Origin of the sequence: Sorangium sp. KYC3313, from assembly GCF_052075895.1 — a bacterium.
GTDB classification, from domain to species: domain Bacteria; phylum Myxococcota_A; class Polyangia; order Polyangiales; family Polyangiaceae; genus Sorangium; species Sorangium cellulosum_B.
In genome coordinates this window covers 2057149-2080648 of sequence record NZ_CP197255.1, presented here as the reverse complement: position 1 = coordinate 2080648, position 23500 = coordinate 2057149, and the positions used below count along the sequence as shown (strand labels likewise).

Below are 23500 nucleotides of genomic sequence, written 5' to 3'. Positions count from 1 at the left end.
CTGAGCTCCGAGGACCGCGGTAGACGGTCCAATGACGCAGCGTTTGGCGGGCCAGAAAAGGAGAAGTTGCCATGAACCTGACGGAAAGCTGGATTGGCGATAAGCCCTTGGTCCCGCCTTGCGGTTTGTTCGGCAAAGGTCAGCATATCGTCCTGGCTGAAGACGACGAGGACTTCCGGTCCACGATCGCCATGGCGCTCCGCAGCGACGGGTTCGAGGTGTCCGAGGCGCGAAACGGCCTCGAGCTGCTCGACAAGGTGGCGCCCTGCCTCGGTGGGAACGAGCCCCCGAAGCCGATCGACGCGATCGTCAGCGATATCCAGATGCCCTGCTTCTCAGGGATGGAGATCCTGGAGGGCCTCGCCGAGGTGAGGCGGCGGCCGCCGGTCATCCTGATCACGGCGTTCGGCCACCCGCACCTCCATGCGACCGCGCGCAGCCTGGGCGCCTCGGCCGTCTTCGAGAAGCCGTTCGATCTGGACGATCTCCGCAGCGTGCTGTTCAACCTGAAGGACGCGCCCGGCTTCGACGGCGGTTACTGACGAGGACTGACGAGGACCGACGAGGACCGACGAGGACCGACGAGGGAGCGCTCCTCCGCGCGCCTCGGCCGCCGCTCAGCCGTCCGGCCGCGGGAGGGGGGTCGCCGCCGCCCAGCGCACGACACAGCCCCGCTCCTCCTCGGTCATCTCCAGCATGTCCGCCACCATCCCGTCCAGGCGGCGCCGGGCGTCGTCCGGCAGGCCCGCGTTCGCCGGGCCGAGCTCCCGTCCGAGCGCGTCGAGCGCCGCGATCAGGGCGGCTCCCGCCGGCAGGGGCGCAGGGATCGCACGCAGGTGCGCAATCTTCACCTGCGGCATGCCCTCGCGCGCGTCCCGGTGACGCGTGTAATGCCACCAGCGGACGGGAGAGGAGTTGAGGTAACAGAGCAGCGCGAACTCGCTCCAGGTGGCGTCGGAGAAGCCGGCCAGGATCGAGTTGCGGAACGGGAGGCCGTCGCTCAGCGCGGCGATCGGATAGCGGGCGGTCTGGCGGATGAGCAGCCGCACCGCCTTCCAGTCCTCGTCCTTCCGGAAGCGGCCCTTCACGCCGGCGCGATCGACGTGGTGGCGCGGCGCGCGCGCGATCAGCTCGCCCACGTCGGCGCCCTCCCGGATGGGGCAGGTGTACGGCGGCTCCGGGGCGTCCGCGCGCCGGATGCGCTCGGCGTCCTCGGCCGTCGTCTGAAACCCGCGCTCGCCGAACAGGGCCGCCGGCAGCGGGGGCAGCGCGCCGAGCCGCTCGAGGAGCCGGCGGGACACGACGTCGAGATCCGAACGCGCGAGCGGCCACGAGGCGGCCTCCGCCGCCCGCGCGGCGGCGGGGGCGAGGCGGGTCGAGAGGAGGCCCATGCACGGCTGGAACACGCCGTCGAAGGCGTCGCTGCCGAAGCTCGGAAGATCCGAGTCCACGGCGCAGAGCGCGTCGTGCGCGCGCCGCGTCGGGCCGTATCCATCGAGATCCGACACCGACGTCGGGATGACGAGGCCGAGCCGTCCGCCCGGCCGCAGCAGCGCCGCGGCCCGGTGCACGAACAGGCCGTGCAGCGAGCGGTAGCCGTGGAACGCCGGGCTCCTCCGGAGGTGGAGGTGGAAGACCTCGGGCGCGATCGGCTGCGCCGCGCGGCCGACGTACGCGACCCAGGGCGGATTGCCGATCACGGCGTCGAAGCCCGGCTCGGAGCGATCGAAGACGCCGGGGAACGCGAGCTCCCAGTGCAGGAACCGGCGCTCCTCGGCGATACGCCGCGCCAGCGCCGCCCGCGGATCGGCCGGCTCGCGCGCGGCGGCCATGTAACGCGCGAACGTGGCCGGCGCCGGCGCCAGGGCCGCGAGCTCGCCCGCCGGCGGCCAGAACCACAGGGCCATCCAGGCGTCGAGCGCCGCCTGATCCGCTCCCTCGGCGCCCCCGGACCCGTCGCGGGGCGCTCCTTCGGCGCCCTCCGGCGGTGCGCGCTCCAGCGGTGCGCGCTCCGGCGGTGCGCGCTCCGGCGGTGCGCGCTCCAGCGGCGCGCCCTCCGGCCGCGCGCCCTCCGGCGGCGCGCCCTCCGGCCGCGGGGGCGCAGGAGCCTGCCGCAGCAGGGCCCGCCGCGTTTGCCGCTCCCCGGGGCCGCGGGGCAGCCTCGCGGCGGACGGGAAGCCGCCGACCTCCGCGCGCTCGGCGCCGATGAGGCTATCGCCGCAGCGGAGCTTGCCGTCGAGGAAGCTCAGCGGGAGGCGCGCGTCCTGCACGACGAGCCACAGCGATAGCCTGGCGAGGTCGACCGCGAGCGGGTCGAGGTCGACGCCGTGCAGACAGCGCTCCGCCACGAGCGCCATGGCGCGAGGGAGCGGCGGCTCGCCGGGGGCGAGGGGCGGCGCCGCGCCGGCGCGCTGCCATGCATCGACGAGGCGCGCGGCGAGCTGGCGGCATGCCTCCACCAGGAACGCGCCCGACCCCATCGCGGGATCACACACGGCGAGCGCGAGGACCTCCGCGGGCGCCGCCGGCCGGCCGTCCCTGTCGAGCAGCGGCGACAGCGTGCGCTCGACGACATGCGACGTGATCTCCCGCGGCGTGTAGTACGAGCCCGCGCGCCGCCGGAGCTGCCCCGGCTGGAGATAGAGCGCGCCCCGCGCGAGCCGGTCCGGCTGCCGCGGGGACGCGCGGCGCGCGAGCGCCTGCGACAGCTCGGCCACGCTGCCGGCCGCGGCGACGCGCGCGGCCAGCCGCGCGCCGAGCTTCAGGTCCGCCACCTCCTCGAGCCGCGCGAGTCGGTCACGGCCGGGGAGGACGAGGAGCGCCTCCAGATCCACGACGACGTGCGACGGCAAGAGCGCCATCGACTCGCCCTCGGCGATCTCGAGGTCGAGCGCGAGGAGGCCCTCGTAAAGCGTGCCGAGGTGCTCGACCTCGAGCTCGCCGTAGCGCAACGGCGCGCCGTCGTGCACGAGGAGCGCCGAGAGCACCCGGTGGAGCGCGCCGTCGCTGAGCCACGGTCTCCCCTCCAGGAAGGGATGGGCGTCCGGATCGCAGAGGCCGCCGCGCGCGCCCCCGGGGCCGCGATCACGGAGCGCGCGGAAGAGCGCCGCGATCCTCGCCCACGCGCCGTGGCGGCGCTCGAGGTCGCCTCCCCGCCGTCGCCGTTCTTCCTCGAGCTCCTCGCAGAGCCGGGCGAGCGGCGCGCCGCCGCCTTCCACGCCGGCGAGCAGGCCGCGCGCCTCGGCGTAGAGGAGGAAGATGAGCCGCATCAACGCGGACACGAGGCCGGCGCGGAGGCGCCGCCGCCCCTCGGCGGAGCCGGCGCACGCGACGCCGCCGCCCTGCGGATCCGCCGCCTGAAAGCCGCGGAGGACCTCGCCGAGCGCGCCCTGCGCCTGCTCGCGGAGCTGCCGCGCCACGCCGTCGGCGGACGGCGCGGATCCATCTGGGGGCGCGCCCGCTCGCTTCGCGGCGCCGCGCGGGGCGAAGGCGTCGCCCCGTTCACGGTCGCGGCCCAGGAGGGCGGCGCTGAGCTGAGGGCATTCCGAGGACACGCAGGTTCCGCAACAGCATTGCGGATGGGACCGGGTGCAGGCAAGCGCCCCGGCGCGGCGTCGCGCCGGCCCGCGCCGGGCGCACCGCCGCGCGACGCCGCGGCGGGAGGAACGCCGAGAGAGGACCTCCATGTCCTGACCCCTTCCGGCGGTCCCGGCGCTTGCCGGTGTCGCGCCTCGCGCCGCGCGGCGCGCGGCGCCCTGGAGAGGAGTCCTTCCTCGCCTGGAGGTCCTCACCCAGCACGGTTTACCGAGATCCTCGTGAAAGCATCTCTCACACGCGGCCATCGGGGTACGGTTCGTGCCGCATGCTCGAGAATGAATCCTGAGCTGTTCGAACGATACGCACTCGCTCATTCACGCAACTCGCGCGCTGGCTCCGTGGCGCGGCGCGGCGCCCTGCTCGCCGCGCTCCTGCTCGGGATCTCGGCGTGCCACGACCCCGGCGAGGCGACGGTGCAGGAGCCCACCGGCGCGCTCACCGGTGGGATTGACCTCTATTCCGGCATTCCCCAGGACGGCATCGTCCTCGGGGAGCCGAGCGCGCCGATCACGCTCGTCGAGTTCTCCGATCTGCGTTGCTCGCATTGCCGGGATTACGGGCTCGAGATCTTGCCGGCGATCCTCGAACGGCATGTGAGGACGAAGCAGGTGAAGCTCGTATTCCGGAATCTCGCGTTCCTCGGTTCGAGCTCCGTGCAGGCCGCGCGCATGGCCGCCGCGGTCGGGATGCAGGATCGGCTCTTTGATTTCGTCGACCGCTTCTTCCGGCTCCAGGCGCGCGAGCGCCCGGTGATCACGGACGAGCTCCTGTTGCGCGTCGCCTCCGAGGTGCCGGGCGTGGACGCAGAGCAGGCGATGGCGCAGCGCGACAGCCCGGAGGTCGCGCAGCAGCTCGAGGCCGCGCGGGCCGAGGCGGCGGCTCTCCAGGTCCGGGGCGTGCCGGCGCTGTTCCTGATCCGGGAGGGGCAGGAGCCCCGCCGGCTCCGCCTCACCTCGATGTCGCCCGAGCCGATTTCCCGCGCGATAGAGCAGTTCATGCTCGAGCCGCGACCGCCCGGGTGAACCGCCGCGACCGCCGCGACGGGCGCCGGCGCCTCGCGCGCTTTTTGGTACGCTCGCGCGGGGATGACCGCATCGCCGCTCGTGTTCCCTCCCCGCCCCTCCTCGCTGCGCGGCCGTCGCCGCGAGCTCGCGACGCTCCTGGCGACGGTTCGCGCCTCGCGCCCGACCCGCGTCGCGCTCGTCGGCACCGGCGGCAGCGGCAAGTCGACGCTCGCGTGCGCGCTCGGGCACAAGCTCGCGCGCGAGCTCCCCGGCGGGATCCACTGGTTCCGGGTCGGCGCCTGGGACGCGCGCACGCTGCGCGGCATGCTGTCGCTCCGCTTCGGGGCAGGGCCGTCGCCGTCGCTGCCTGCGCTGCGGAGCCGCCTGCGGGCGCTCGGGGAGATGCTGATCGTGCTCGACAACCACGAGCACGACCGCGCCGTCGCCGAGATGCTCGACGACCTCCGCGACGAGGCGGTGACCTGGGTCATCACGGCGCGGCGCTGCCTCGTCGCCGGCGTCTCCATCTTTCCGGTCATCGCGCCGCTCGTGACCTCGGGGCGGAGCCCCTTCCCTGCGGTCGCCTCGCTGACCCGCCTGCTCCGCTGGAACCCGGTCTCCCTGGAGCTCGCCGACGCGATCGTCGGCAGCGGCGCGGCCGACGTCGCCGAGCTCCGCCGGTGGCTCGTGGCGGGCGGCGTCGACCGGGTGCGGGTCCTCGATCACGAGGACGACCTCCCCGAGGTCGGCCTGCTCGTCGCGTGGGCTTTCCGCGGGCTCTCGCCGCCGGCGCGGCGGATGCTCGCGGCGCTGGCGCACTCGAACGGCGACCACATCGACGAGGGCTCCCTCGCCGAGCTCGCGCGGGCCGGGCGGCGCGCCGGCGACGCGCTGGCCTCGCTGCGCCGCTTCCGGCTGGTGCAGGAGCCGTTCGCGGGCCGCTTCGCGCTGCACGCGACGGTGCGCCACGCCGTGCTGAAGCGCACGCAGATGGATCAGCGCCGCTTCTTCGAGCACTACATGGCGCTCCTCGAGCGCTCTCCGGAGCGGCTCGACCTCGAGCAGACCCACCTGTTCGCGGCCATGGACTACGCGCACGACGCCGGGAGCGTCGCGGCCGCGCTCCGCGTGAACGATCTGCTGTCGCGGCTCTCGCTCTGAGGCCCGCGCCGGCTCCGGGAGCCCCGTGCGAGCGCGCGCGTGGAGGGGCGCGGGGCGCGCGCTCGCCGCGCCTCCCTGCTCGACCCCGCCCGACGTCAGCTCACCGCGGCGCTCCCGGGCCCCCCACGTGCTGGCGGCAGAGCTCGACGAGGCGCTTCAGCACCCACTGCCCCGCGGGCCCCTGCACGAGGCCCGGCCTGTGGACCACGGCGAGCGGCAGGACGTGCTCGTCGTCCCCCCACGCCGCCGGCCAGATCCGGACCAGGCGCCCTGCGTTGAGGTCGTCGCGGATCATGTGCTCTGGCAGGTTCCCCCAGCCGAGCCCCGCGCACAGGAGCTCTCGCTTGGTCTGGAGATCCACGACGCGCCAGGTGCGCGGGGACAGGACGGCCTGCTCCGGCGAGCGCGCTCCGCCGCGCTCGCTCAGCACGATCTGCACGTGCTCGCGCAGCTGCTCGGTCGCGACGCGCGCGCCGCGCGGCCCTGCGGCGGCGAGCGGGTGTGTCTCGCCGACGACGGCGACCATGCGCACCGAGGTGAGGTGCTGGCGCTCGAGCCCCTGGGCCGTCGCCGCCGGCCCCACGACCCCGAGCTGGCATGTGCCGTCGAGGACGCGATCGGCGACGGCGGCCATGGTCTCGGTGTGGACGACGAGCTCCACGGTGGGGTAGGCGCGCGCGAACTCGACGCAGAGATCGACGAGCGCGGACAGCGGAAAGACGGCATCGACGCACAGCGAGACGAGCGGGTCGAGGCCGCCGGCGAGCCGCTGCGCCGTGCTGCTGAGCGCGTCCGCGTCGGCGCACACCCGCCGCGCGGCAGCGAGCAGGACGCGGCCCTGCTCCGTCAGCGCCGGGATCCTCGTCGACCGATCCCAGAGGGCGACCCCGAGCTGGCTCTCCAGGTTGGCCATCGCGTGGCTCACGGCCGACTGGACACGCCGGAGCTTCCTGGCCGCGGCCGAGAAGCTGCCCTCGTCGGCGACCGCGATGAACGTTCGCAGCTGTTCGAGCGTGATGGAGTCGTGCACCGCGCATCACCATGCCACGGCCCACCGCGGTCCGGTGCGGTGCGGTCGCAGCGTGGGTGGGTGGGTGCGTGCGCCCGCCAGAAGCCGCGCGCCCTTGCTCTGGTGATGTCCCTGAAAGCGGCGCGGCGGCCGGGGCAGGCGAGGAGCGTTTTCCCAAGGGGTCTACCCTCCAGCGGGCCCGCGTCGTCCGCGGGAAGGTAGACCCCTTTTTCTCACGCTCCTCGCCTGCCCCGGCCGCCGGCCGCGCGCTCAGCCGAGCGCGCTCGTCACAGCTTGAAGCAGGTCGACCCGCCCGTCAAAGCGCCGGCTTGGCGTTCTTCACGCACTCCACGAAGTACTCGTGGAACCACTGCCCCGCCTGCGGCGCGCGCGTGTCCGCGTCTTCCTTGCCGCAGAACAGGTCGTAGCGCGGCTGACCCTCCTGGCCCACACCGTCGGAGTCACCCGGCGGCTTGACCCACACGAAGGCGTCGAGGTTGGTCGCGCCGCCCGGGTTGGCCTTGGGCCGTTCGCCCATGCCCGCGCCCTTGTTGTTGCACCAGTAGCCCCAGTCCGCCCGGATGTTGCCGACGCCGTTGCGGCTCGTGTCGATGATGAAGTGCTTGTCGCTGAGGCCCTCGGCCGAGAGCGCCGAGGCCATGGCATTGACGTAGTCGAACTCGCCGAAGCAGGGATTGTCCTGCTGATCGTAGCTCTCCGCGCTGTAGCTGAGCTGCGTGTAGTTCGCGACGTTGGTCGCGAAGCCACGGACGTTGGCCGGGCTGCCGGCGGCCTTGATGACCTCGGCGAAGATCTGGGCGCCCTTCTTCTGGTTGTCAGGCCAGCCGAGCCAGCCCGAGTGCGCCGCGTCGATGTACTGGTACACGTGCGGCATGTTGAGCTCCTTGAGCGTGTGCGCGACGTTGTCCCGGTAGGACTGCGCCGTCGTCTCGTCGCATCGCTTCCCGCCCAGGTTCGTCGCGATGTTGGGGAGCGAGTCGGGCTCGATGACCGCGGCGATGCGCTGACCCGAGTGAGCGGCGAGGATCTGCTTGATCGGAGCGATGTACTCTTCCCGGTACCGCTGGGTGCCGTTTTGATCGAGGTGGAGCTCGCCGTTCGACGCCTCGGCGAAGCAATCGCGGTTCGGAAGGTCGTAGATGACGATGAGCGCAGTGACCGGCTCGCAGAGCTCGTTCTGGAGCTTGAGCGCCGCGTCGAGGTAGGCCGGGAGCTCCTTGATCGCCTCGATCCTGTCGAGCCAGAACGCCGTCTGGATCTGCTTGACCTTCTCCATCTTCGCCTTCAGGGCCGCATCGGTCACCTGCGCGATCGACGAGTCGACCTTCTTGACGTAACCGGGGTCCACGAACAGGTGCCCGCCCGCGAACGGGTTGCCGCTCGGCGCCGTGATGTCGACCGCAGGGGAGCAGTTGCCGCCGCCCGAAGCCGCGCTGGTCGTCGGGTCGACGGTGCCGCTGCTCGTCGTCGTCGGGTCGACGTTGCCGCTGCTCGTCGTCGTCGGGTCGACGTTGCCGCTGCTCGTCGTCGTCGGGTCGACGTTGCCGCTGCTCGTCGGGGTGCCCGCGCCCACGCCGCTGCTCGCCGGGGTGCCCGCGCCCCCGCCGCTGCTGCCCCCGCCCGTCCCGCTGGTGTCACCGCCCCCGCCGTCCCCGCACGCCGTGAGCGCGAGGATGACCGCAACCGACGTTGCCAACCCCAGCCGATGCGCATTCCTTCTCAGCATATTAAGCCTCTCAGTACTTCAATGAAGAAACCAGGCCAATTCAACGCGTCAAATAGCGGGCCGAATTTAGACCAATGGCCTCTCTCGGGCAAGGACAAACGACGGCTCTCCCGCGCCAGCGCGGCTACGTCGTAGTACGCCATGTAGGTATTTTTCCACGGACGCTACAACGATCGACACCTCTCGACGCGCGTCCTGCCCGCGTCCTGCCCGCGCGCGGGCAGGACGCGGCTGCGGCGGTTCTTCGAGGGGAGAACGCACCGGCGGGGGCGCGCGCGCTCCGCTCAACGCAACGCGCAACCACCACGACTCCGCAGTTGCGAGCGCGGCTGGGCCCGGATGTGACACGGCAGACGGATAGAAGGGTTTCAGTTCTATTTCCAAGGTTGTCAGCGGCGACAAACTCCGATTCTCCGGGCGATACCACACACCAGGGCTGCTCGGAGCGCTGCGCCTGGCGTCACGCGAGGAGGCGACGCGCGGCGCCATGGAGCGTCGGAGGTCGAGGGGCCGAGTGCGCCGCTCGCCTGCGGGCTGCGTGTGGACCTTCTTCCCGGTTAGGCGCTCACGACGTGACAGCGAGGGAGATCGCACGCGACGTCCGCGTGTCGCGGCACCCGTCGCGGCGCGTTGCCGTCATCGGGCCGTCACGGAGGGCGCTTTCTGGCCGACCGCCGCCGATCGGTTAGGCTTCCGCCCCCCTTTCGCGCAGAGCTTCCCATGCGTTTCGTCGTGTTCTGGCTGATCATCGTCCTCGTCCTCAGCGTCCAGGGCCTGTACGTGCACCGGCGCGCCTCCAGGCTGCTCGGCCTGGGAGTAAGCGGCCGGCGCGCGCTCGCGTGCGCGCTGGCCGCCGGGATTGTCGGCATGACGGCCGCGCGGCTCGGGCGCGGCGCGCTGCCCGACGGGGTGCTCCGCGGGATGGGGCTCGCCGGCAGCACGCTCTCGCTGGGCGTCTTGCTCTCCGCGGTCCTGCTCGCCGTCGTGGACCTCGGCCGGCTGATCGCGCGGCTCGGGCGCGCCGCGCTCCGGCGCGCGACGGCGGCCGCACGCGCGGAAGGCCGGACCAGCGGCCCTGCCCACGCGGCGCCCGACCCCACGGAGCGAGGGGCGCAGGAGGACGGCGGCCCCGCGGCCCTGCCGCTCCCGCCGCCGGTCGAGCGGCCGACGCTCGCCCGCCGCGACTTCCTCGCGACCGGGGCCGCTGGCTCCGCTTTCCTCATCGGCGGCGGCAGCGCGGTGTATGGCGCGCTGCTCGGGCGGCACGACTACACCCTCGAAGAGGTCGCCATCCCGATACCGGGCCTGCCGCGGAGCCTGGACGGGTTCGCCATCGTGCAGCTGTCCGACATCCACCTCGGGCTGTTCGTCAGCGAGCCGGAGATGCGCGCCGCCGAGGATCTCGTGCGCAAGGCCCGCGGCGATCTCGTCGTGATGACGGGTGATCTCGTCGATTTCGATCCGAGGTACGCCGAGCACCTCGGGCGCCTCACGCGGAGGCTCGGCCCGCTCGCCCGGCATGGCGTCGCGGCGATCCCGGGCAACCACGACCACTTCGCCGGCATCGACGCGGCGCTGGGCGCGCTGGAGCGCGGCGGCGCCCGGGTGCTGAGCAACCGCGGGTGCGTCGTGGGCGGGCCCGGCGGCGCCTTCGCGCTGCTCGGCGTCGACGATGTGTGGGCGCGAGGGCGGGTCCCCGGCGGCGGTCCGGACCTCGGCCGGGCGCTCGCGGACGTGCCCCGCGATCTGCCGCGCGTGCTGCTCTGCCACAACCCCGTGTTCTTCCCGGACGCGGCCGGAGAGGTGGCCCTGCAGCTCAGCGGCCACACCCACGGAGGCCAGATCAACCTCCTCGTGCGGCCCGCCGATCTGGTGCTCCCCCACGGCTACGTCGCCGGGCTCTACCAGCGTGGCGGTTCGCATCTCTACATCAACCGCGGCTTTGGCACCGCCGGGCCGCCCGCCCGCGTCGGAGCGCCGCCCGAGGTGAGCCGCATCGTCCTCGTCGCCGCCTGACGTCACGCCCGACGCCGTCCCCGTCGAGCCCGCATGGCGCTGGCGAGCGGGCGGCCGAGCCCGGCGTCGATCCGCGGAGAGCCGCCGCGATCTCCCGGGCGCTCGAGGGTCTCCGGGAGTGGCGTGTCCTCCGGTTCTTGATTCCCGTGCTGAGGGTGTTCACCCTCCGCTGTGCGATGAGCGCAACACGTGCGGCCCGTACGACATGCGCGAACCGTGAGGCACGCGCGATGCGTGCGGCACGTGCGGCACGTGCGGCACGTCGACACGCGCTGACCGCCCCGGGCCCCCGGCGGGCGCTCCTCCTCGGGATCGCACTCGCGATCGGCGCCGAAGGGTGTGCGCGCGCGCCGCTCGCCGCGCCTCTCGGCCGTGTCGGCCACAGCGATCCGCCCGCCGCCCGGCAGGAGCAGGGGCGCGGGCGCTGGCCGGAGAGCGCGCCTCCGCCTGCGCCGGAGCCTTCGCCGCCCGCGGACGAGCCCGAGCTCATCGCGCTCGAGGTCCCGGACTTCGGCCCCGCGGTGGTCGTGACGCCGCGAGGCAAGGGGCCGCGGCCGCTGCTCGTCGTCGCGCACGGCGCGGGCGATCGGCCCGAATGGCACTGCGACATCTGGCGCGGGATCGTGAGGGGGGCCGGCTTCGTGCTCTGCCCGCGCGGCAAGCCGATCGACGTCCGGGCGCCGGACGCCGGGCGGATCTTCTACTACCCGGACCATCACGCGCTGAGCCGCGAGGTCGCCGCGGCGGTCTCGGCGCTGTCGGCGCGCTTCGGGGATCGGGTGGATCTCCGCGACCCGATCTATGCGGGGTACTCGCAGGGGGCGATCATGGGCGCGCTGCTCCTGCCCGGGCATCCCGCCCGCTTCGCGCGGGCGGCGCTGATCGAGGGTGGATACGGCAGCTTCGACGAGTGGACGCCCGGCGCCGCCCGGCGCTTTCGCGGCGGCGGCGGGGCGCGGGTGCTCCTCGCGTGCGGGCGGGCCGACTGCGCGGCGCAGGCGCGCAGGACGCGGGAGGTGCTCGAGCGCGGCGGCGTCACAACGCGCGTCGTCCACGCCGTGGGAGCCGGCCACAGCTACGGCGGCCTGATGGAACACGCGCTCCACGAGGCGTACCCGTGGGTCGTCGAGGGCGATCCCCGCTGGCTCGACGGCGAGGCCGCGTCGACCGCGGACGCTGCCCCGCCGCCCGCGGGCGCTGCCGTGCCGATCGGCGGGGCCGGCGCCCGCTCAGCAGGACGCGGCGGCGATGCTGCGCGCGCGCTCGGCCAGCCCCTGGACGACGGAGTGGAAGCTCCGCAGCTGCCTCACCTTGCCCTCGCCGAAGCGCCGCTCGATGCCGCGCCGGAGCGCCGGCACCCTGGCGGTCCCGCCCGTGCAGCACACGACGTCGATGCCGTCGAACGACAGGCCCGCGTCCGCCACCGTCCGGTCGAGCGCGCCGAGGACGGCGTCGATCTGCCGCTCGCTCCCGGCCTCGAACTCCTCCCGGGTGATGCGCTCGCGGATGTGCATCGACGGGTAATCGAAGCGGAACTCCGCCGCCGCCTCGCCGGACAGCGCGCACTTGCTGCGCTCGATCTCCTCGAAGAGCCGGAAGGCCAGCGAGTCCTCCACGAGGCAGAGCAGGTGGTCCATGCGCTGCCGATCCTCCGGCCCGAGGGACCACGCCTTCACGTCGCGGAGGAAGGCGAGGACATCGCGGTGCTGGAGCACCGTCATGTCGGCCGGTGAGCAGAGCTTCTCGGCGATGGATCGCGGCATGGTCAGCTGGTTCGAGCCGAACGGGACGCGGTAGGTGACCTCCGCGCCGAAGTGGCGGGCGACCTTGTGGCGCATGAGGCTGCCGTCGAGCGCGTCCCCCGCGACCGAGACGCCGCCGAGCGACAGCACGTCGGACGGCGAGAACCCCTCCGGCCGCATCCGGACGATCGTGTAATCGGACGTCCCGCCGCCGAAATCGGCGACGAGGACGACGGCCCCGCGGTCGAGCTCCAGGTGGAAGTCGTGCGCGGCGGCGACCGGCTCGGGGCAGAACGAGACCTCGCGGAAGCCCGCGATGCGCGCCGCCCGCTCGAGGCGCTCCTCGGCGAGGCGATCGTCGGCCGGCTCGGCCGAGAACTTCGCCGGCCTGCCCAGCACGACCCGCGCGACGTCGGCGTCGAAGTGGCGGTTCGCCTGCTCGCGCATCTCCCGGAGGAAGCGGCCGATCAGGTCCTCGATGGTCACGACCCGGTGCCCGATCTGCGTGCCGGAGAAGCTGCGATCGGGGAGGTATTTCTTGATCGAGCGGATGAAGCGGCCCTGCATGCCGTTCGCGACGAAATCGCTGATCGCCGCCGCGCCGCAGGAGAACCGCTCCTGCCCGAAGAACAGGAGGCTCCGGAGGACGGTCGGATCGGCCGCCGCGGCGTCGAGCGGGATGGGCGGGCAGGTCGCCTCCGCGCTGGCCGCCGAGAGCAGCGAGTTGGAGGTACCGAAATCGACGGCATACACCTCGGGCCTGAATCGTGCGGACATGATCTCGCCTCCTCGTGGGGTGCTTCGCGGGCACGCGGATCTCGCCGACGTAGCCACCTATTTACAAGCTATCGAATGCATGCGAAAATGATGGCTGGCTCTCGGGATGAGCAGAATTTGCTGGCCCGCCCGCGCCGCTACGACACGCGGGTCACGCGCCGCAGCGCCACGGTGAGCGCGACGAGCGCGATCAGGGCCGGCAGGGCGATCACGCCGACGTCGACCCAGCCGAGCCACTCGGCCGGGTCGAGGCCGAGGGTGGGGATCGGCAGCGCGAACGCGTTGTAGGCGGCGGCGCCGAGCGCGAGGACGCCGCACGAGACGAACAGCCACACGAGCGCGCCCAGGAGGCCGTTGCCGAGGCGCTCCATGGCCGGCGCGCTCCGCCAGCGGCCGACGAGGACCCGGACGGTGGCGACGAAGGCGATGAAGGCCAGCGCTCCCGCGGCGCCCGCGGCGAGGAGGACCTCGCTCTGGCTGAGCGCCCGCCGCTCGGTGATGCCGTAGACCCTGCGGAGGACCATCGCGCCGCTGGTGAAGACGGCCGCGCCCGCGGCGAGGCTCACGGCGATGGACAGCAGCGACGCGACGGGGCGAGCGCGCCGCGCCTTGCGCGTCACGTCGTCCGCGCTCTGGCCCTGGGCGTTCGGGATGACGACCGTGGCCCGCTCGTCGTTCGGGGCGCCCTCGGTCACCGCGACGCCCGCGCCGAGCGCGCGGGAAGGCGCGAGCGGATCCTGCAGATCGAAGTCCGCGAGCAGGCGATCGAGCTCCTGGGCGGACGGCGGCCGGTCCTCGCGCGCCCGGGCCATGGCGCGCTGGATCAGCGCCTCGAGCCCCTCGGGGATGGTCTTGTCGATGTCGCGCGGGCGCCGGGGATCCTCGGTGAGCAGGCGGAGCATGGTCCGCGTCGGCTCCTCCTCGGGGAAGGGCCGCTCGCCGGTCAGCATGCGGTACAGCACGGCGCCGACCGCGTAGATGTCCGCGCGCGAGTCGACGTCGGCCGAGCCGCGCGCCTGCTCCGGCGCCATGTACTGGGGCGTGCCGACCACCGAGCCGGTGCGCGTGAGGTCGGCGCCGTCGAGCACCTTGGCGACCCCGAAATCGAGGATCTTCACGTGGACGCTGCCCCCTTCGCGCCGGACGAGGAACAGGTTCGACGGCTTGAGGTCGCGGTGGACGACGCCGGTCGCGTGGGCCGCGGCCAGGCCGCGGCAGACCTGGCGCGAGATCGTGATGGCGGTGGGGAGCGGCAGCTTGCCGACCTGGTCGAGGAGGCCGCCGAGGTCCTCGCCCTTGAGCAGCTCGGTCACCATGCACGGGCGCCCGTCCTTGAGGCGGACGACATCGACGACGTCGATGACGTGCTCGTTGCCGACGCGCGCGATCGTCTGCGCCTCGCGCTCGAAGCGCGCCATCGCCTCCCGGTGGCTGGCGAAGTGCTCGTGCGGCACCTTGACGGCGAAGCGCTTCGGCAGGCGGATGTGCTCGGCGACGTAGACGCGGCCCATGCCGCCCGCGCCGATCACGCCGGTGATGCAGAAGCTCCCCGCGAGCAGCTCGCCGACCATGGGGTCGGTCGCTGTGACGCCCTGGAGCTCCAGGGCCGTCGCGTCGATGGGGCAGACGAGGAAGTCGAGCGGGTACCGGACGCCGCACACGGGACAGCGTCGGGTCGGCCTCTCCGGGGGTACCTGCTGCCGTGCCTGGTCCGGGGCGGCTTGCCTGGCTAGGTCGGCCATCGACGGCGAGTCTAGTCGAGAAGCGGGTTCCGGGCGCGACGGATCGGCCCCGCCGGGGCTGATGCAGGGCGACGCCGGAGAGGCCCGCCGGCAGTCGCGCGGCGGCCTGGCGGCGTCCGCGGCGCGTCCCGGTGTCACGCGGGCATGGCCTGGAGGCCCACCCGGCCGGGCCTCGTCACGCCGATGCCCACCCGTGGGGGGCTGTCGCCTTCGCTGGCTGCGCCGATGGGCGGGTGGTCCCGGACCAGCGAGCGACCGCCGGAGCCCGGTGCCCGCGCGACACGCGCCGCGATCTGCGCGTGTTCCGGGGGGGACCTGATCTCCGCGAACGTGGAAGTCTTCAACAGACTCCCTGTTTCCCTCCTGAGGGCATCCTGGATCGCCGACACCGGTGGACACGCAACCTCATGACGTCCGTTCGAGCCGGCAAGGAGGGGAACCGCGACACGGAAGACGGGTATCGAGCAGGACCTGATAGATCCTTCATTTCGTCGGCATTTTTAGAGAAGAATTGAACAGGGAGGCGAGGAGACGGGGAGATTCATGAAATTCTATTTCCCTTCTCCCCGCCTCCTTGCCTCCCTGTGAATTCTCCCGGACTATTCGAGGGGAGGCTTCGGGAGCAGGCCACCTCGGAGCTCAGGCAGGGCCCGAGCCCTCTGCGGGCGCGGCTTCACCGCTCATGACTCGAGGAAGGAAGCTTGGGGCGCGAGCGTTGTGCTGATGGGCCCGCTGGGGTATAGCGAGCTTCGATGGCATCTTATCTCGGCGCCCCGACCGACGTCGCATCGGTCCTTCGCCAGGTTCGCAGGCCCAGGCGGGCGGTCGTCACCGCAGGCATGCCCTACGCCAACGGGATGTTGCACCTTGGGCACCTCGCGGGCGCGCACGTCCCTGCGGACATCCACGCGCGGTGGCTGGGCCTTTTGATCGGCCGCGAGAACGTCCTCTTCGTCTGCGGCACCGACGATCACGGCTCCGCCAGCCAGATCGCGGCGCGGCAGGCCGGCGTGTCGATACGAGAGTTCATCGACGGCATCCACGAGAAGCAGCACGCGAGCCTCCGGCGGTATGACATCGATCTCGACGTCTACTCGGGGACCTCGCGGCCGGAGTGCCTCCCGATCCAGCAGGAGCTCGCGCACCGCTTCCTCCGGCGCCTGCACGGGAACGGCCTGCTGGAGAAGCGCACGAGCAGCCAGTGGTTCGATCCGGAGCTCCAGTGCTTCCTCCCCGACCGCCTCGTGCGCGGGCGCTGCCCCAACCCGAAGTGCGACAACGGAGACGCGTACAGCGACGAGTGCGATCGCTGCGGTCACCAGCACTCGCCCTCACAGCTCGGCAGTCCGCGCAGCGCGCTCAGCGACGCCACGCCGGTGATGCGCGACACCGCGCACTGGTGGCTCGACATGTGGGCCGTGTCCGAGACGCTCCGGGGCTGGATCCAGGGCAAGCAGGGCGCGTGGCGCCCGGCGGTGCTCGCGGACGTGCTGAACACCGTGATGCCTTCGCTCCGCTTCGAGGCCGACCTCGCCCCGGCGTACAAGGAGATCAAGGCGTCGCTGCCGAAGCACAAGGCGAAGTTCACGCAGGATCGCGAGGTCCTGCTGCAGCTCGGCAGCAAGCCGGAGATGGAGGAGGCGCGCGCCGCCCTTTCGCGCCATGGCGTCCCCAGCGAGCCCGTCGAGGACTGGGCTCACCGCGCCATCACCCGCGACGTCGCCTGGGGGCTCTCCTTGCCGGTGGATCTCGATCCGGAGCTCTGCGGCAAGACGCTCTATGTCTGGCCCGACTCGCTGATCGCGCCCATCGCCTTCTCGCAGGTCGCGCTCGCCCGGCGGGGCGTCGATCCGGCCCGGTACGTGGACTTCTGGTGCGATCCGGAGGCCAGGATCTACCAGTTCCTCGGCCAGGACAACGTCTTCTTCTACGTGCTCATGCAGGGCGCGATGTGGCTCGGTACGCAGCCCGATCCGCGCCGGCTGCCGGCGCCCGGCGAGCTGCAGCTCACCGACGTCCTCGGGTGCTTCCACCTGCTCGTCGGGGGCGACAAGATGAGCAAGTCGCGCGGAAACTTCTTCACCGCCGATCAGCTCCTCGACGAGAAGGGGTATTCAGCGGACCAGATCCGTTATTACCTGGCGCTGCTCGGCCTCGCGGAGAAGCCGTCGAACTTCGATCTCGCCAAGCTCGACGAGCGCAACCGGTTCCTCGCCGGGCCGCTCAACGCGGCGTTCGAGCGGCCGATCTCCGCGGCGCACTCGAAATTCGACGGGCGCGTGCCCCACGGCGCGCTGCTCGACAAGGTCGCCTCGGACACCCTGCGCATCGTCCAGCGCTACGTGCGCGCGATGGATCGCGCCGACTACCCGACGCTGCTCTTCGAGATCGAGAACTACGCGCGCGTCATCAACAGCCTCTTCGCGCAGTTCAAGCCCCACGACGATCGGCGCCCGGAGGAGGGCCGGCGAGACGCCCTCTTCTCCTCGTTCTACGTGCTCAAGACCCTGATGATCATGCTCTACCCGTTCGTCCCGGCCACGATGGATCGGCTGCGGGAGTCGCTCCGGCTCCCACCGGAGGTCTTCCGCCTCGAGGAGCTCGGCGCCCCCATCCCCGCCGGGCACGCCATCGGTCCCAAGCAGGTCTACTTCCCGCCGGTGCCGGGGGAATAGCGCCGCGTGTCAGAAATCCCGCCAGAAACACCGGTCGATGACGAGCGGCCGCCGAAAAACGTAGCCATTTCATAGCTTTCGCCTGTTTCGCCGCCGAGGGCGGTTCCGGTGCGGCCCCACGGGGCACCCTGCGCCGCCGCGTCGCGCGCGGCTGAGGGAGTCGCGGGATCACCGTCCCACCGTACAGCCACGCTGCACGCGCTGGTTAACATGGAGAACCTTGCGCGATCCGCCTACCTCCCGGAAAAGTGACGCTGTATCAGCAACTTATCCATGCATCGACGAAATATTTCTCCTGTACGCTCGCGATGCGCCGGGCGCGCGCCCGCCGTTTCCTGGATCAAGGAGGTCGCTCGGATGAGATGCAGGGTTCAGCTTCGGATCGTGCTCATCGCTTCTTTCTCACTCGTGCTCTCGTTCGCCGGTATCCGCCCGAGCGCCGCTCAGTCGAATTTGCCCTACTGGACCGAGATTCCGCAGGGCGGCGCCATCCCCGACGCCATCTGGGACGGCGCGAGCGCCTATCACCAGGGCATCTTCTACATCTTCGGTGGGTTGAACGGGACCTACCCGAATGACGAGCCCGTGGCCGATTTCAGCGCCTTCGACGTCGACACGTCGACCTGGTACGACCTCGGCCAGCACCCGGGCGGGCCGTCCGCCAGGGCCGAGTCGATGATGTGGTGCGTCGCCGAGGAGGACGCGCTGATCGTCTCTGGCGGGAGAGGTCCTTTCCGGCGCGGGCTCGACCTCACGCACCAGGACACGTTCCGGTTCGATCCGGTGCACGGGTGGACGCAGATCGCGCAGAGCGCGGCCGAGCTCGGGCGCGCCAACCGCTCCACGGAGGCGGTCGCCGTGCGAAAGAAGGGGAAACACAAGACCGTCGCGTACGCGTTCTCGGGCTCGTCGTCGACGCTGCCGGCCTTCATCAACCGCCCTGACGGCCTCCAGCACAACCTGGTCCGCTACAAGAACGGTTGGAAGCAGGTCGCGACCGGATGAGCACAACGACCGCATCTGGCTGTTCGGGGGCAGCCAGTTCGACGGTACCACGCTGTCCGATGTCTGGTACTTCGATCTCCACACCGGGACCTGGACCCGCGTGGACACCGCGATGACGGGACCCGCGCCGGCGCCGAGGTTCGGCCAGTTCTACTTCACTCGGAGAACCGCCACGGCCTACGAGCTCTACATCTTCGGGGGAGCGACCGCGGAGTTCGCGCCAGTGCTGCTCAACGACATGTGGAGATTGACGATCCCCCTCGCCTGCGGCGGCTGAGTCTCCCCAGAAGCTCCGAATACGCCGGTCTCAGGCGAATTCTCCGACCTCGCCCTGGTCACGATTTCCTGAGCTCCACAGGCCGGGCGGCCGGGCTGAACATCTTTTCTGACGTACAGGGCCCGCGCCCCGGTAGCCATGCGAGAGAACACAACCATGCGGCCAAGCAGCCGCACGACACCGAGCACGCCCCGCAGCAGGGTGACGTGAACCGCGAGTTGCCGGGTCAGCAGGCTCGTGCCTTGGCGCAGCTCTCGTGTTACAACGTTGGTGTCCATGGGGGATGCTGGAACGCCGGGCGCCACGGTCGCGAAAGAACGGTTCCGCAAGTGGAACGACTTCGTCCGCGAGCTGGATCTCGCCGACCCGCTGCGCCGTCTCGTACTCGACTCATGGGAGCGCAGTTGGGCGGCGGCGGTCGACCCCGTTCGTCCGCCCTTCCGGCGGATCAACGACGACGAGCTCACGAGGAGGCTGGAACGGAGCGCCGACCTGGTCCGGGCCGCCACCCCTCACCTGCACTGGGCCGCCGCGCTCCTGCGGGCGTCGGAGCCGGTCGTCTACGTCGTCGACGGGGACGGCATCGTCCTTTACTCGGTCGGCGCGTCTCGTTCGATGATGGAGACATTCGGCCTCCTGCCCGGATTCGACTGGTCGGAGCGGGCGATGGGGACCAACGGCGCCGGCACCGCCATTGCCGCCGATCGCCCGGTCGCGATCGTCGGGCCGGAGCACTTCGCGAGCGCATTCGACGACTGCACGTGCACCGGCGCGCCGATCCACGCGCCCGACGGTGCGATCATCGGCGCGATCGACGTCAGCACGTCCGTCGCGACCGGCAGCCCCGAGCGGCTCGCGCTGGTGGCGCACATCGCCTACACCATCGAGCGCGAGCTGCAGGCGTCGTGGGAAAGTCACCGCCGCGAGGTCGAAAAGGCGGGCCGGATCCAGGCAGAGGAGGCGCGCGAGCAGCTCGCCCACCTGCAGGCCGTCACGGCCGCGCTCGCCCGCACGAGCACCGCCGGAGAGTCCGCCTGCGTCGCGATCGGCGCGATCGGCGCGATCCTGCGGGCCCAGGGCGCGCGGGCGTACCTGCGAACGGACGACCCACGAGGGCTGCGCCTCGTGGCCTCGACCGGCGGCGACGGGACGTCGCCCTTCCCGGCGATCCCGTCCGATCCGGAGCAGCCGATCATCCTGGCCCTGTACCGCGGCGAGCTGGTCATCCTGCCGGACCCCGACGAGGCCGAGGGGGGCGCCACGCGCTTCGCCCCGAGCCCCACCCTGTCCGCGATGGCCTCGCCACGCCTCGTGGCGCTGCCGCTCCGGATCCACGGTCGGGATCTCGGCGGCCTGGTATTCGTCATCGAGGGGCCGTGCCGCCTCGATCCGGCGATGCGCCAGCTGGTCGCCACGATGGCGGATCAGTGCGCTCAGGCGGTCGAGCGCAATTGCCTCTTCGAGTCGGAGATGCGCGCCCGCGCCGAGGCACAGGATGCCGTCCGGCAGCGCGAGCAGATGCTCGGCATCGTGGCCCACGATCTCCGCAACCCCCTCAGCACGATCATGCTCCGGGCGGCCCTGCTGAAGCGGGAGCTGGCGTCCCGCGTCGACGAGGAGACGTGGCGGGACGGCGTAAGGACGATCGAGCGCGCAGCGCTCCACAGCAACCGCCTCATCGCCGACCTGCTCGACGTGGCGAGCATCGACGCTCGCCGATTGTCGATCCTGCCCGCCCCGCACGAGGTCTCCGACCTCGTGGCGGATGCGACCGAGACGGTGCGCTTCGGCGCGACCAGCCGCTCGTTGTCGGTGCACGTGGAGGTTCCGACGGATCTGCCGCGGGTGCTCGCCGATCGCGACCGGGTCGTCCAGGTCCTCTCCAACCTGCTCGGGAATGCCCACAAGTTCACGCCCGACGGCGGGGAGATCGGCGTGCGTGCCGAGGCGCTCGACGGCGAGGTGGGGATCCACGTCCGGGACTCCGGTGTCGGAATCGCGGCCGAACACCTCCCACGCATCTTCGACCCGTACTGGACGCGCCCGAACAACAGGCAGCGCGGCACGGGCCTCGGTCTGGCGATCGCGCGGGGGATCGTCCAGGCGCACGGTGGGCGAATCTGGGTGGAGAGCCGGGTCGGCGACGGGAGCACCTTCTCGTTTACCTTGCCGCTCGCCGATCGCTGAAGTGCGCTGGAGGAAAATTACCAACACATCGGAATGACTTCGAGCGGGCTCTCCTTCGCAGGCTGTCGACCGTGACGCCGTTTGGTTAAAGTAAGCGCTTCAACGCCGAGTCATGCGCAGCCGACGAATTTCAAATGTGATTGGGTTCGACGATGCGCCGTTCGAGCGGGGGATGGGTGGGAAGGTAGCGCTCGTGGGGACGGTTTGTTCGGGGACGCGGCTCGACATCGTGGTGCGCGGGCACGTCGAGCAAGATGGCAGCGACGCCACCGCGGTGATGGCAGAGCTCGTGAAAGAGAACGAGCTGGTCCACGTGCGCGGCGTGCTGATGCAGGGCATCACGGTGGCGGGGTTCAATGTCGTCGACATCAACGCCCTGGCGGAGGAGCTCGGGGTTCCGGTGATGGTCGTGATGCGCAAGCGGCCGAAGATGCAGAAATTCCTCGAAGCGCTCGAACAGGTGAAGAGCGCGCCTGAGAAGCGGAGCGTGCTCGAGCGAGCCGGACCGATCGAGCCTTGCGCTGGCCTGTGGGTGCACCGCGCCGGCTTGTCGCTCGAGGAGGGGCGCGAGCTCATCGCACGGACCACGTTGCACGGCGCCATCCCCGAGCCGCTGCGCCTCGCGCACATCATCGCGGGAGGGACGACGCGCGGAGTGAGCCGTGGTCGAGCTTGAGCGCCCGCTCGGTCGGAAGGCTTACTTCAAGATTCCGCACCTGCCCGGCTCTCGCACTGGCTCGTCCGACCGCACCGCTCCGCGCGAGCTTGCCGAGCGCTGTCTGGTCGCGCCGCGCCCCGGAGAAGAGGTGCTCGTGCAAGAGAAGCTCGACGGCTCCTGCGTCGCGGTCGCGCGCCTCGGCGACGCCGTGCTGGCGCTGGGCCGCGAAGGCACGCTCGCCGCGCGCTCCGAGAACCCCGGGCGCCAGATGTTCGCGGCCTGGGTCGAGCGGCGTGCGACCTCGTTTCGCGAGCTGCTCCACCCCGGCGGGTGGCTCGTCGGCGAATGGCTCGCGCTTGCGCATTCGACCCGTTACGAGCTCCGCCACGAGCCATTCGTGGTCTTCGACGCCTTTCATGAGGGTCGACAATGGACGTTCGACGAGCTCGACGCTCGGTTGCAAGGCGCATTTCCGCGTCCGGCGCTCTTGCATCGAGGTGGCGCGCTCGGCATCTCGGCCATGCTCGAACGGTTGGGCAGAGGCGGCCACGGCGCCATCGAGCCGCCGGAAGGCGCTGTTTGGCGGGTCGAGCGCGCCGGGCGCGTGGTCGGCATGGCGAAATACGTGCGCAGCGACAAGATCGACGGCGCGCTCCTCCCCGAGAATTCAGGGCATGAAGCGGTCTGGAACTGGAAGCCATGAAGACGGTCACCTTCGTCACCGGTAACGGCTGGCGGCACGACGAGGCCAAGCGCCTGCTGTCGGGGCTGCACGTCGAACGCGCGCGCATCACGCTCGCCAAAGGCGACTCCGAGAAGCTCGAAGAGATCGCCACGGCGCGCGTGCTCGACGCCTTCAGGCAGCTCGAGACACCTTGCTTCCTCGAGAATACGGGCATGTACCTGGAGTCGAGCGAGGCCTTCGCGGGGGCGCAGGTGAAGCAGCTGCTGCAAGAGCTCGGGCCCGCCGCTTTCAGCGCTCGCTTCGGTGGGCTGCGCGGCGTGACCCGCGTGGTGGTGGCGTACACGGAGGACGGCCGCAGCGTGAAGCTCTTCGCAGGTGAAAACTCCGGGAGCGTCGCGAAGGGGCCGCGCGGCGAGCAGGGCTACGGCTGGGACCCTGTGTGGATCCCGGACGGCTTCGAGCGCACGTTGGCCGAGCTCCGGAGCTCGAAATATGTCGTCAATATGCGACTCTTGCCTTTTCTCGAGCTCGCCGCCGAGCTGCGTGGCACGGGCTTCGAAGGCGTGTTCGAGTCTCACGTGACCGTCGCCGCCTGCGACGAAGCCGCGTTCGCCAAGACCTGCGACGCGCTCGGGGTGAGGGCGCTGCTTATCTCGCTGCCGCGCGGCCGGACGCCGCGTCAGCCGATGACGGGAGCACACCACCGCGGCTCGCTGCAGGAGGTCCTGCTGGCCGTACATCAGCTGGCACGCGATCTCGCGCAAGCCGGCTTCGAGGTCATCCGCACCAAGGTGGAGGCCGTCGGCCCGCACCGCGATCTGCCGCTCACGGACGATGTGGCCGCGCGGGCGCCGCGTACCAACTATTTCGAGCACCACGCCAAGGTCGTGCTGCCTTCGCCTGATAGCGAGGCCGAGGTTTCGCGCGCATTCGCCGAGCTGGGGGCCTACCTGTCGCGCGGCGCGCCGCGCGCGGACGGCGTCGAGCTCCGCTTCGTCACGCTGCGCTCGTGGGGCCTGGGGCAGGCTTCAGCCGACGCGCGCTTCGATCAGGTGCTGGCGCTCGCAGCGCGGCTCGGTCTGCCTCTGCGCAACCGTACGCGTGAGTACACCGTCTATGATTCGGCGCTCGATGTGGACACGGGGTGGATGGCTTGAGCCTGATCCGTTCGTGGCTCGAGCTCATGCCGCGCACCGAATTCGGTGCCGACGCCGTGCT

The 23500-nt window shown here is 71.6% G+C and carries 16 protein-coding genes and 1 pseudogene; 12 read left to right on the top strand and 5 right to left on the bottom strand.

Going from position 1 to position 23500, the window contains the following annotated elements:
• Window positions 1–71: 71 nt before the first annotated feature.
• A complete protein-coding gene (locus tag ACSRUE_RS08135) occupies window positions 72–542 on the top strand; it encodes a response regulator (RefSeq protein WP_437295895.1) in 471 nt (156 codons plus the stop codon).
• A gap of 75 nt (window positions 543–617) precedes the next feature.
• Here the strand turns inward: ACSRUE_RS08135 and ACSRUE_RS08130 are convergent, their stop codons facing one another.
• A complete protein-coding gene (locus ACSRUE_RS08130) occupies window positions 618–3554 on the bottom strand; it encodes an Eco57I restriction-modification methylase domain-containing protein (RefSeq protein ID WP_441290518.1) in 2937 nt (978 codons plus the stop codon).
• A 381-nt stretch (window positions 3555–3935) separates the two neighbouring features.
• On the opposite strand from ACSRUE_RS08130, the gene ACSRUE_RS08125 reads away from it, so the two are divergent.
• On the top strand, window positions 3936–4619 hold the full coding sequence (locus tag ACSRUE_RS08125) for a DsbA family protein (protein WP_441290517.1): 684 nt from the start codon (window positions 3936–3938) through the stop codon (window positions 4617–4619).
• 63 nt (window positions 4620–4682) lie between these two features.
• A complete protein-coding gene (locus ACSRUE_RS08120; protein ID WP_441290516.1) occupies window positions 4683–5762 on the top strand; it encodes a hypothetical protein in 1080 nt (359 codons plus the stop codon).
• Window positions 5763–5862: 100 nt separating this feature from the next.
• On the opposite strand, the gene ACSRUE_RS08115 is transcribed toward ACSRUE_RS08120, so the two are convergent.
• Together ACSRUE_RS08115 and ACSRUE_RS08110 are read right to left on the bottom strand one after the other, a co-directional pair.
• On the bottom strand, window positions 5863–6792 hold the full coding sequence (locus tag ACSRUE_RS08115; protein WP_437763531.1) for a LysR family transcriptional regulator: 930 nt from the start codon (window positions 6790–6792) through the stop codon (window positions 5863–5865).
• A gap of 295 nt (window positions 6793–7087) precedes the next feature.
• Window positions 7088–8488 carry a glycoside hydrolase family 6 protein gene (locus ACSRUE_RS08110; protein WP_441290515.1) on the bottom strand — a complete coding sequence of 467 codons (1401 nt, stop codon included), beginning with the start codon at window positions 8486–8488 and terminating at the stop codon, window positions 7088–7090.
• 750 nt (window positions 8489–9238) lie between these two features.
• Between ACSRUE_RS08110 and ACSRUE_RS08105 the strand changes: the two genes are divergently transcribed.
• Window positions 9239–10534, top strand: coding sequence for a metallophosphoesterase (locus ACSRUE_RS08105; RefSeq protein ID WP_441290514.1), 1296 nt, complete (start codon window positions 9239–9241; stop codon window positions 10532–10534).
• Window positions 10535–11763: 1229 nt separating this feature from the next.
• Here the strand turns inward: ACSRUE_RS08105 and ACSRUE_RS08100 are convergent.
• Both ACSRUE_RS08100 and ACSRUE_RS08095 read right to left on the bottom strand, forming a co-directional pair.
• Window positions 11764–13053 carry an Hsp70 family protein gene (locus ACSRUE_RS08100; protein ID WP_441290513.1) on the bottom strand — a complete coding sequence of 430 codons (1290 nt, stop codon included), beginning with the start codon at window positions 13051–13053 and terminating at the stop codon, window positions 11764–11766.
• A 137-nt stretch (window positions 13054–13190) separates the two neighbouring features.
• Complete coding sequence (locus ACSRUE_RS08095) at window positions 13191–14714, bottom strand: serine/threonine-protein kinase (protein ID WP_441290512.1); 1524 nt, start codon at window positions 14712–14714, stop codon at window positions 13191–13193.
• Between the two features lie 833 nt (window positions 14715–15547).
• Between ACSRUE_RS08095 and ACSRUE_RS08090 the strand changes: the two genes are divergently transcribed.
• The 8 genes and pseudogenes from ACSRUE_RS08090 (at window position 15548) to ACSRUE_RS08055 (ending at window position 23439) form a co-directional block, all read left to right on the top strand.
• On the top strand, window positions 15548–17470 hold the full coding sequence (locus ACSRUE_RS08090) for a methionine--tRNA ligase (protein ID WP_441290511.1): 1923 nt from the start codon (window positions 15548–15550) through the stop codon (window positions 17468–17470).
• A 384-nt stretch (window positions 17471–17854) separates the two neighbouring features.
• Window positions 17855–18475, top strand: a complete 621-nt coding sequence (locus ACSRUE_RS08085) for a hypothetical protein (RefSeq protein WP_441290510.1) — start codon at window positions 17855–17857, stop codon at window positions 18473–18475.
• Window positions 18411–18557, top strand: a pseudogene (locus tag ACSRUE_RS08080) (Kelch repeat-containing protein); the annotation flags it as partial. The gene ACSRUE_RS08085 and the pseudogene ACSRUE_RS08080, both read left to right, overlap by 65 nt.
• Window positions 18558–18587: 30 nt before the next feature.
• The gene (locus ACSRUE_RS08075; RefSeq protein WP_441290509.1) at window positions 18588–18752 is read left to right on the top strand and encodes a hypothetical protein; all 165 of its coding nucleotides are present in this window, start codon (window positions 18588–18590) and stop codon (window positions 18750–18752) included.
• A gap of 276 nt (window positions 18753–19028) precedes the next feature.
• Window positions 19029–20939, top strand: a complete 1911-nt coding sequence (locus ACSRUE_RS08070) for an ATP-binding protein (RefSeq protein WP_441290508.1) — start codon at window positions 19029–19031, stop codon at window positions 20937–20939.
• A 112-nt stretch (window positions 20940–21051) separates the two neighbouring features.
• Entirely contained in the window at window positions 21052–21615 is a 564-nt protein-coding gene (locus ACSRUE_RS08065) for an endonuclease dU (RefSeq protein ID WP_441290507.1), read from the top strand.
• A complete protein-coding gene (locus ACSRUE_RS08060; protein WP_441290506.1) occupies window positions 21602–22300 on the top strand; it encodes an RNA ligase family protein in 699 nt (232 codons plus the stop codon). Before ACSRUE_RS08065 ends, ACSRUE_RS08060 begins: the two co-directional genes overlap by 14 nt.
• Window positions 22297–23439 (top strand): non-canonical purine NTP pyrophosphatase, encoded by a 1143-nt coding sequence (locus tag ACSRUE_RS08055; protein ID WP_441290505.1) that lies wholly within the window; start codon window positions 22297–22299, stop codon window positions 23437–23439. The genes ACSRUE_RS08060 and ACSRUE_RS08055 overlap by 4 nt, the downstream gene beginning before the upstream one ends.
• Window positions 23440–23500 lie beyond the last annotated feature (61 nt).

Bases quoted from the DNA above. Each gene is read 5' to 3' on its own strand.
- ACSRUE_RS08070 (WP_441290508.1), top strand. From the start codon at position 19,029: ATGGGGGATGCTGGAACGCCGGGCGCCACGGTCGCGAAAGAACGGTTC.
- ACSRUE_RS08100 (WP_441290513.1), bottom strand. From the start codon at position 13,053: ATGTCCGCACGATTCAGGCCCGAGGTGTATGCCGTCGATTTCGGTACC.
- ACSRUE_RS08075 (WP_441290509.1), top strand. From the start codon at position 18,588: ATGACGGGACCCGCGCCGGCGCCGAGGTTCGGCCAGTTCTACTTCACT.
- ACSRUE_RS08120 (WP_441290516.1), top strand. From the start codon at position 4,683: ATGACCGCATCGCCGCTCGTGTTCCCTCCCCGCCCCTCCTCGCTGCGC.
- ACSRUE_RS08065 (WP_441290507.1), top strand. From the start codon at position 21,052: ATGCGCAGCCGACGAATTTCAAATGTGATTGGGTTCGACGATGCGCCG.
- ACSRUE_RS08105 (WP_441290514.1), top strand. From the start codon at position 9,239: ATGCGTTTCGTCGTGTTCTGGCTGATCATCGTCCTCGTCCTCAGCGTC.
- ACSRUE_RS08055 (WP_441290505.1), top strand. From the start codon at position 22,297: ATGAAGACGGTCACCTTCGTCACCGGTAACGGCTGGCGGCACGACGAG.
- ACSRUE_RS08090 (WP_441290511.1), top strand. From the start codon at position 15,548: ATGGCATCTTATCTCGGCGCCCCGACCGACGTCGCATCGGTCCTTCGC.
- ACSRUE_RS08135 (WP_437295895.1), top strand. From the start codon at position 72: ATGAACCTGACGGAAAGCTGGATTGGCGATAAGCCCTTGGTCCCGCCT.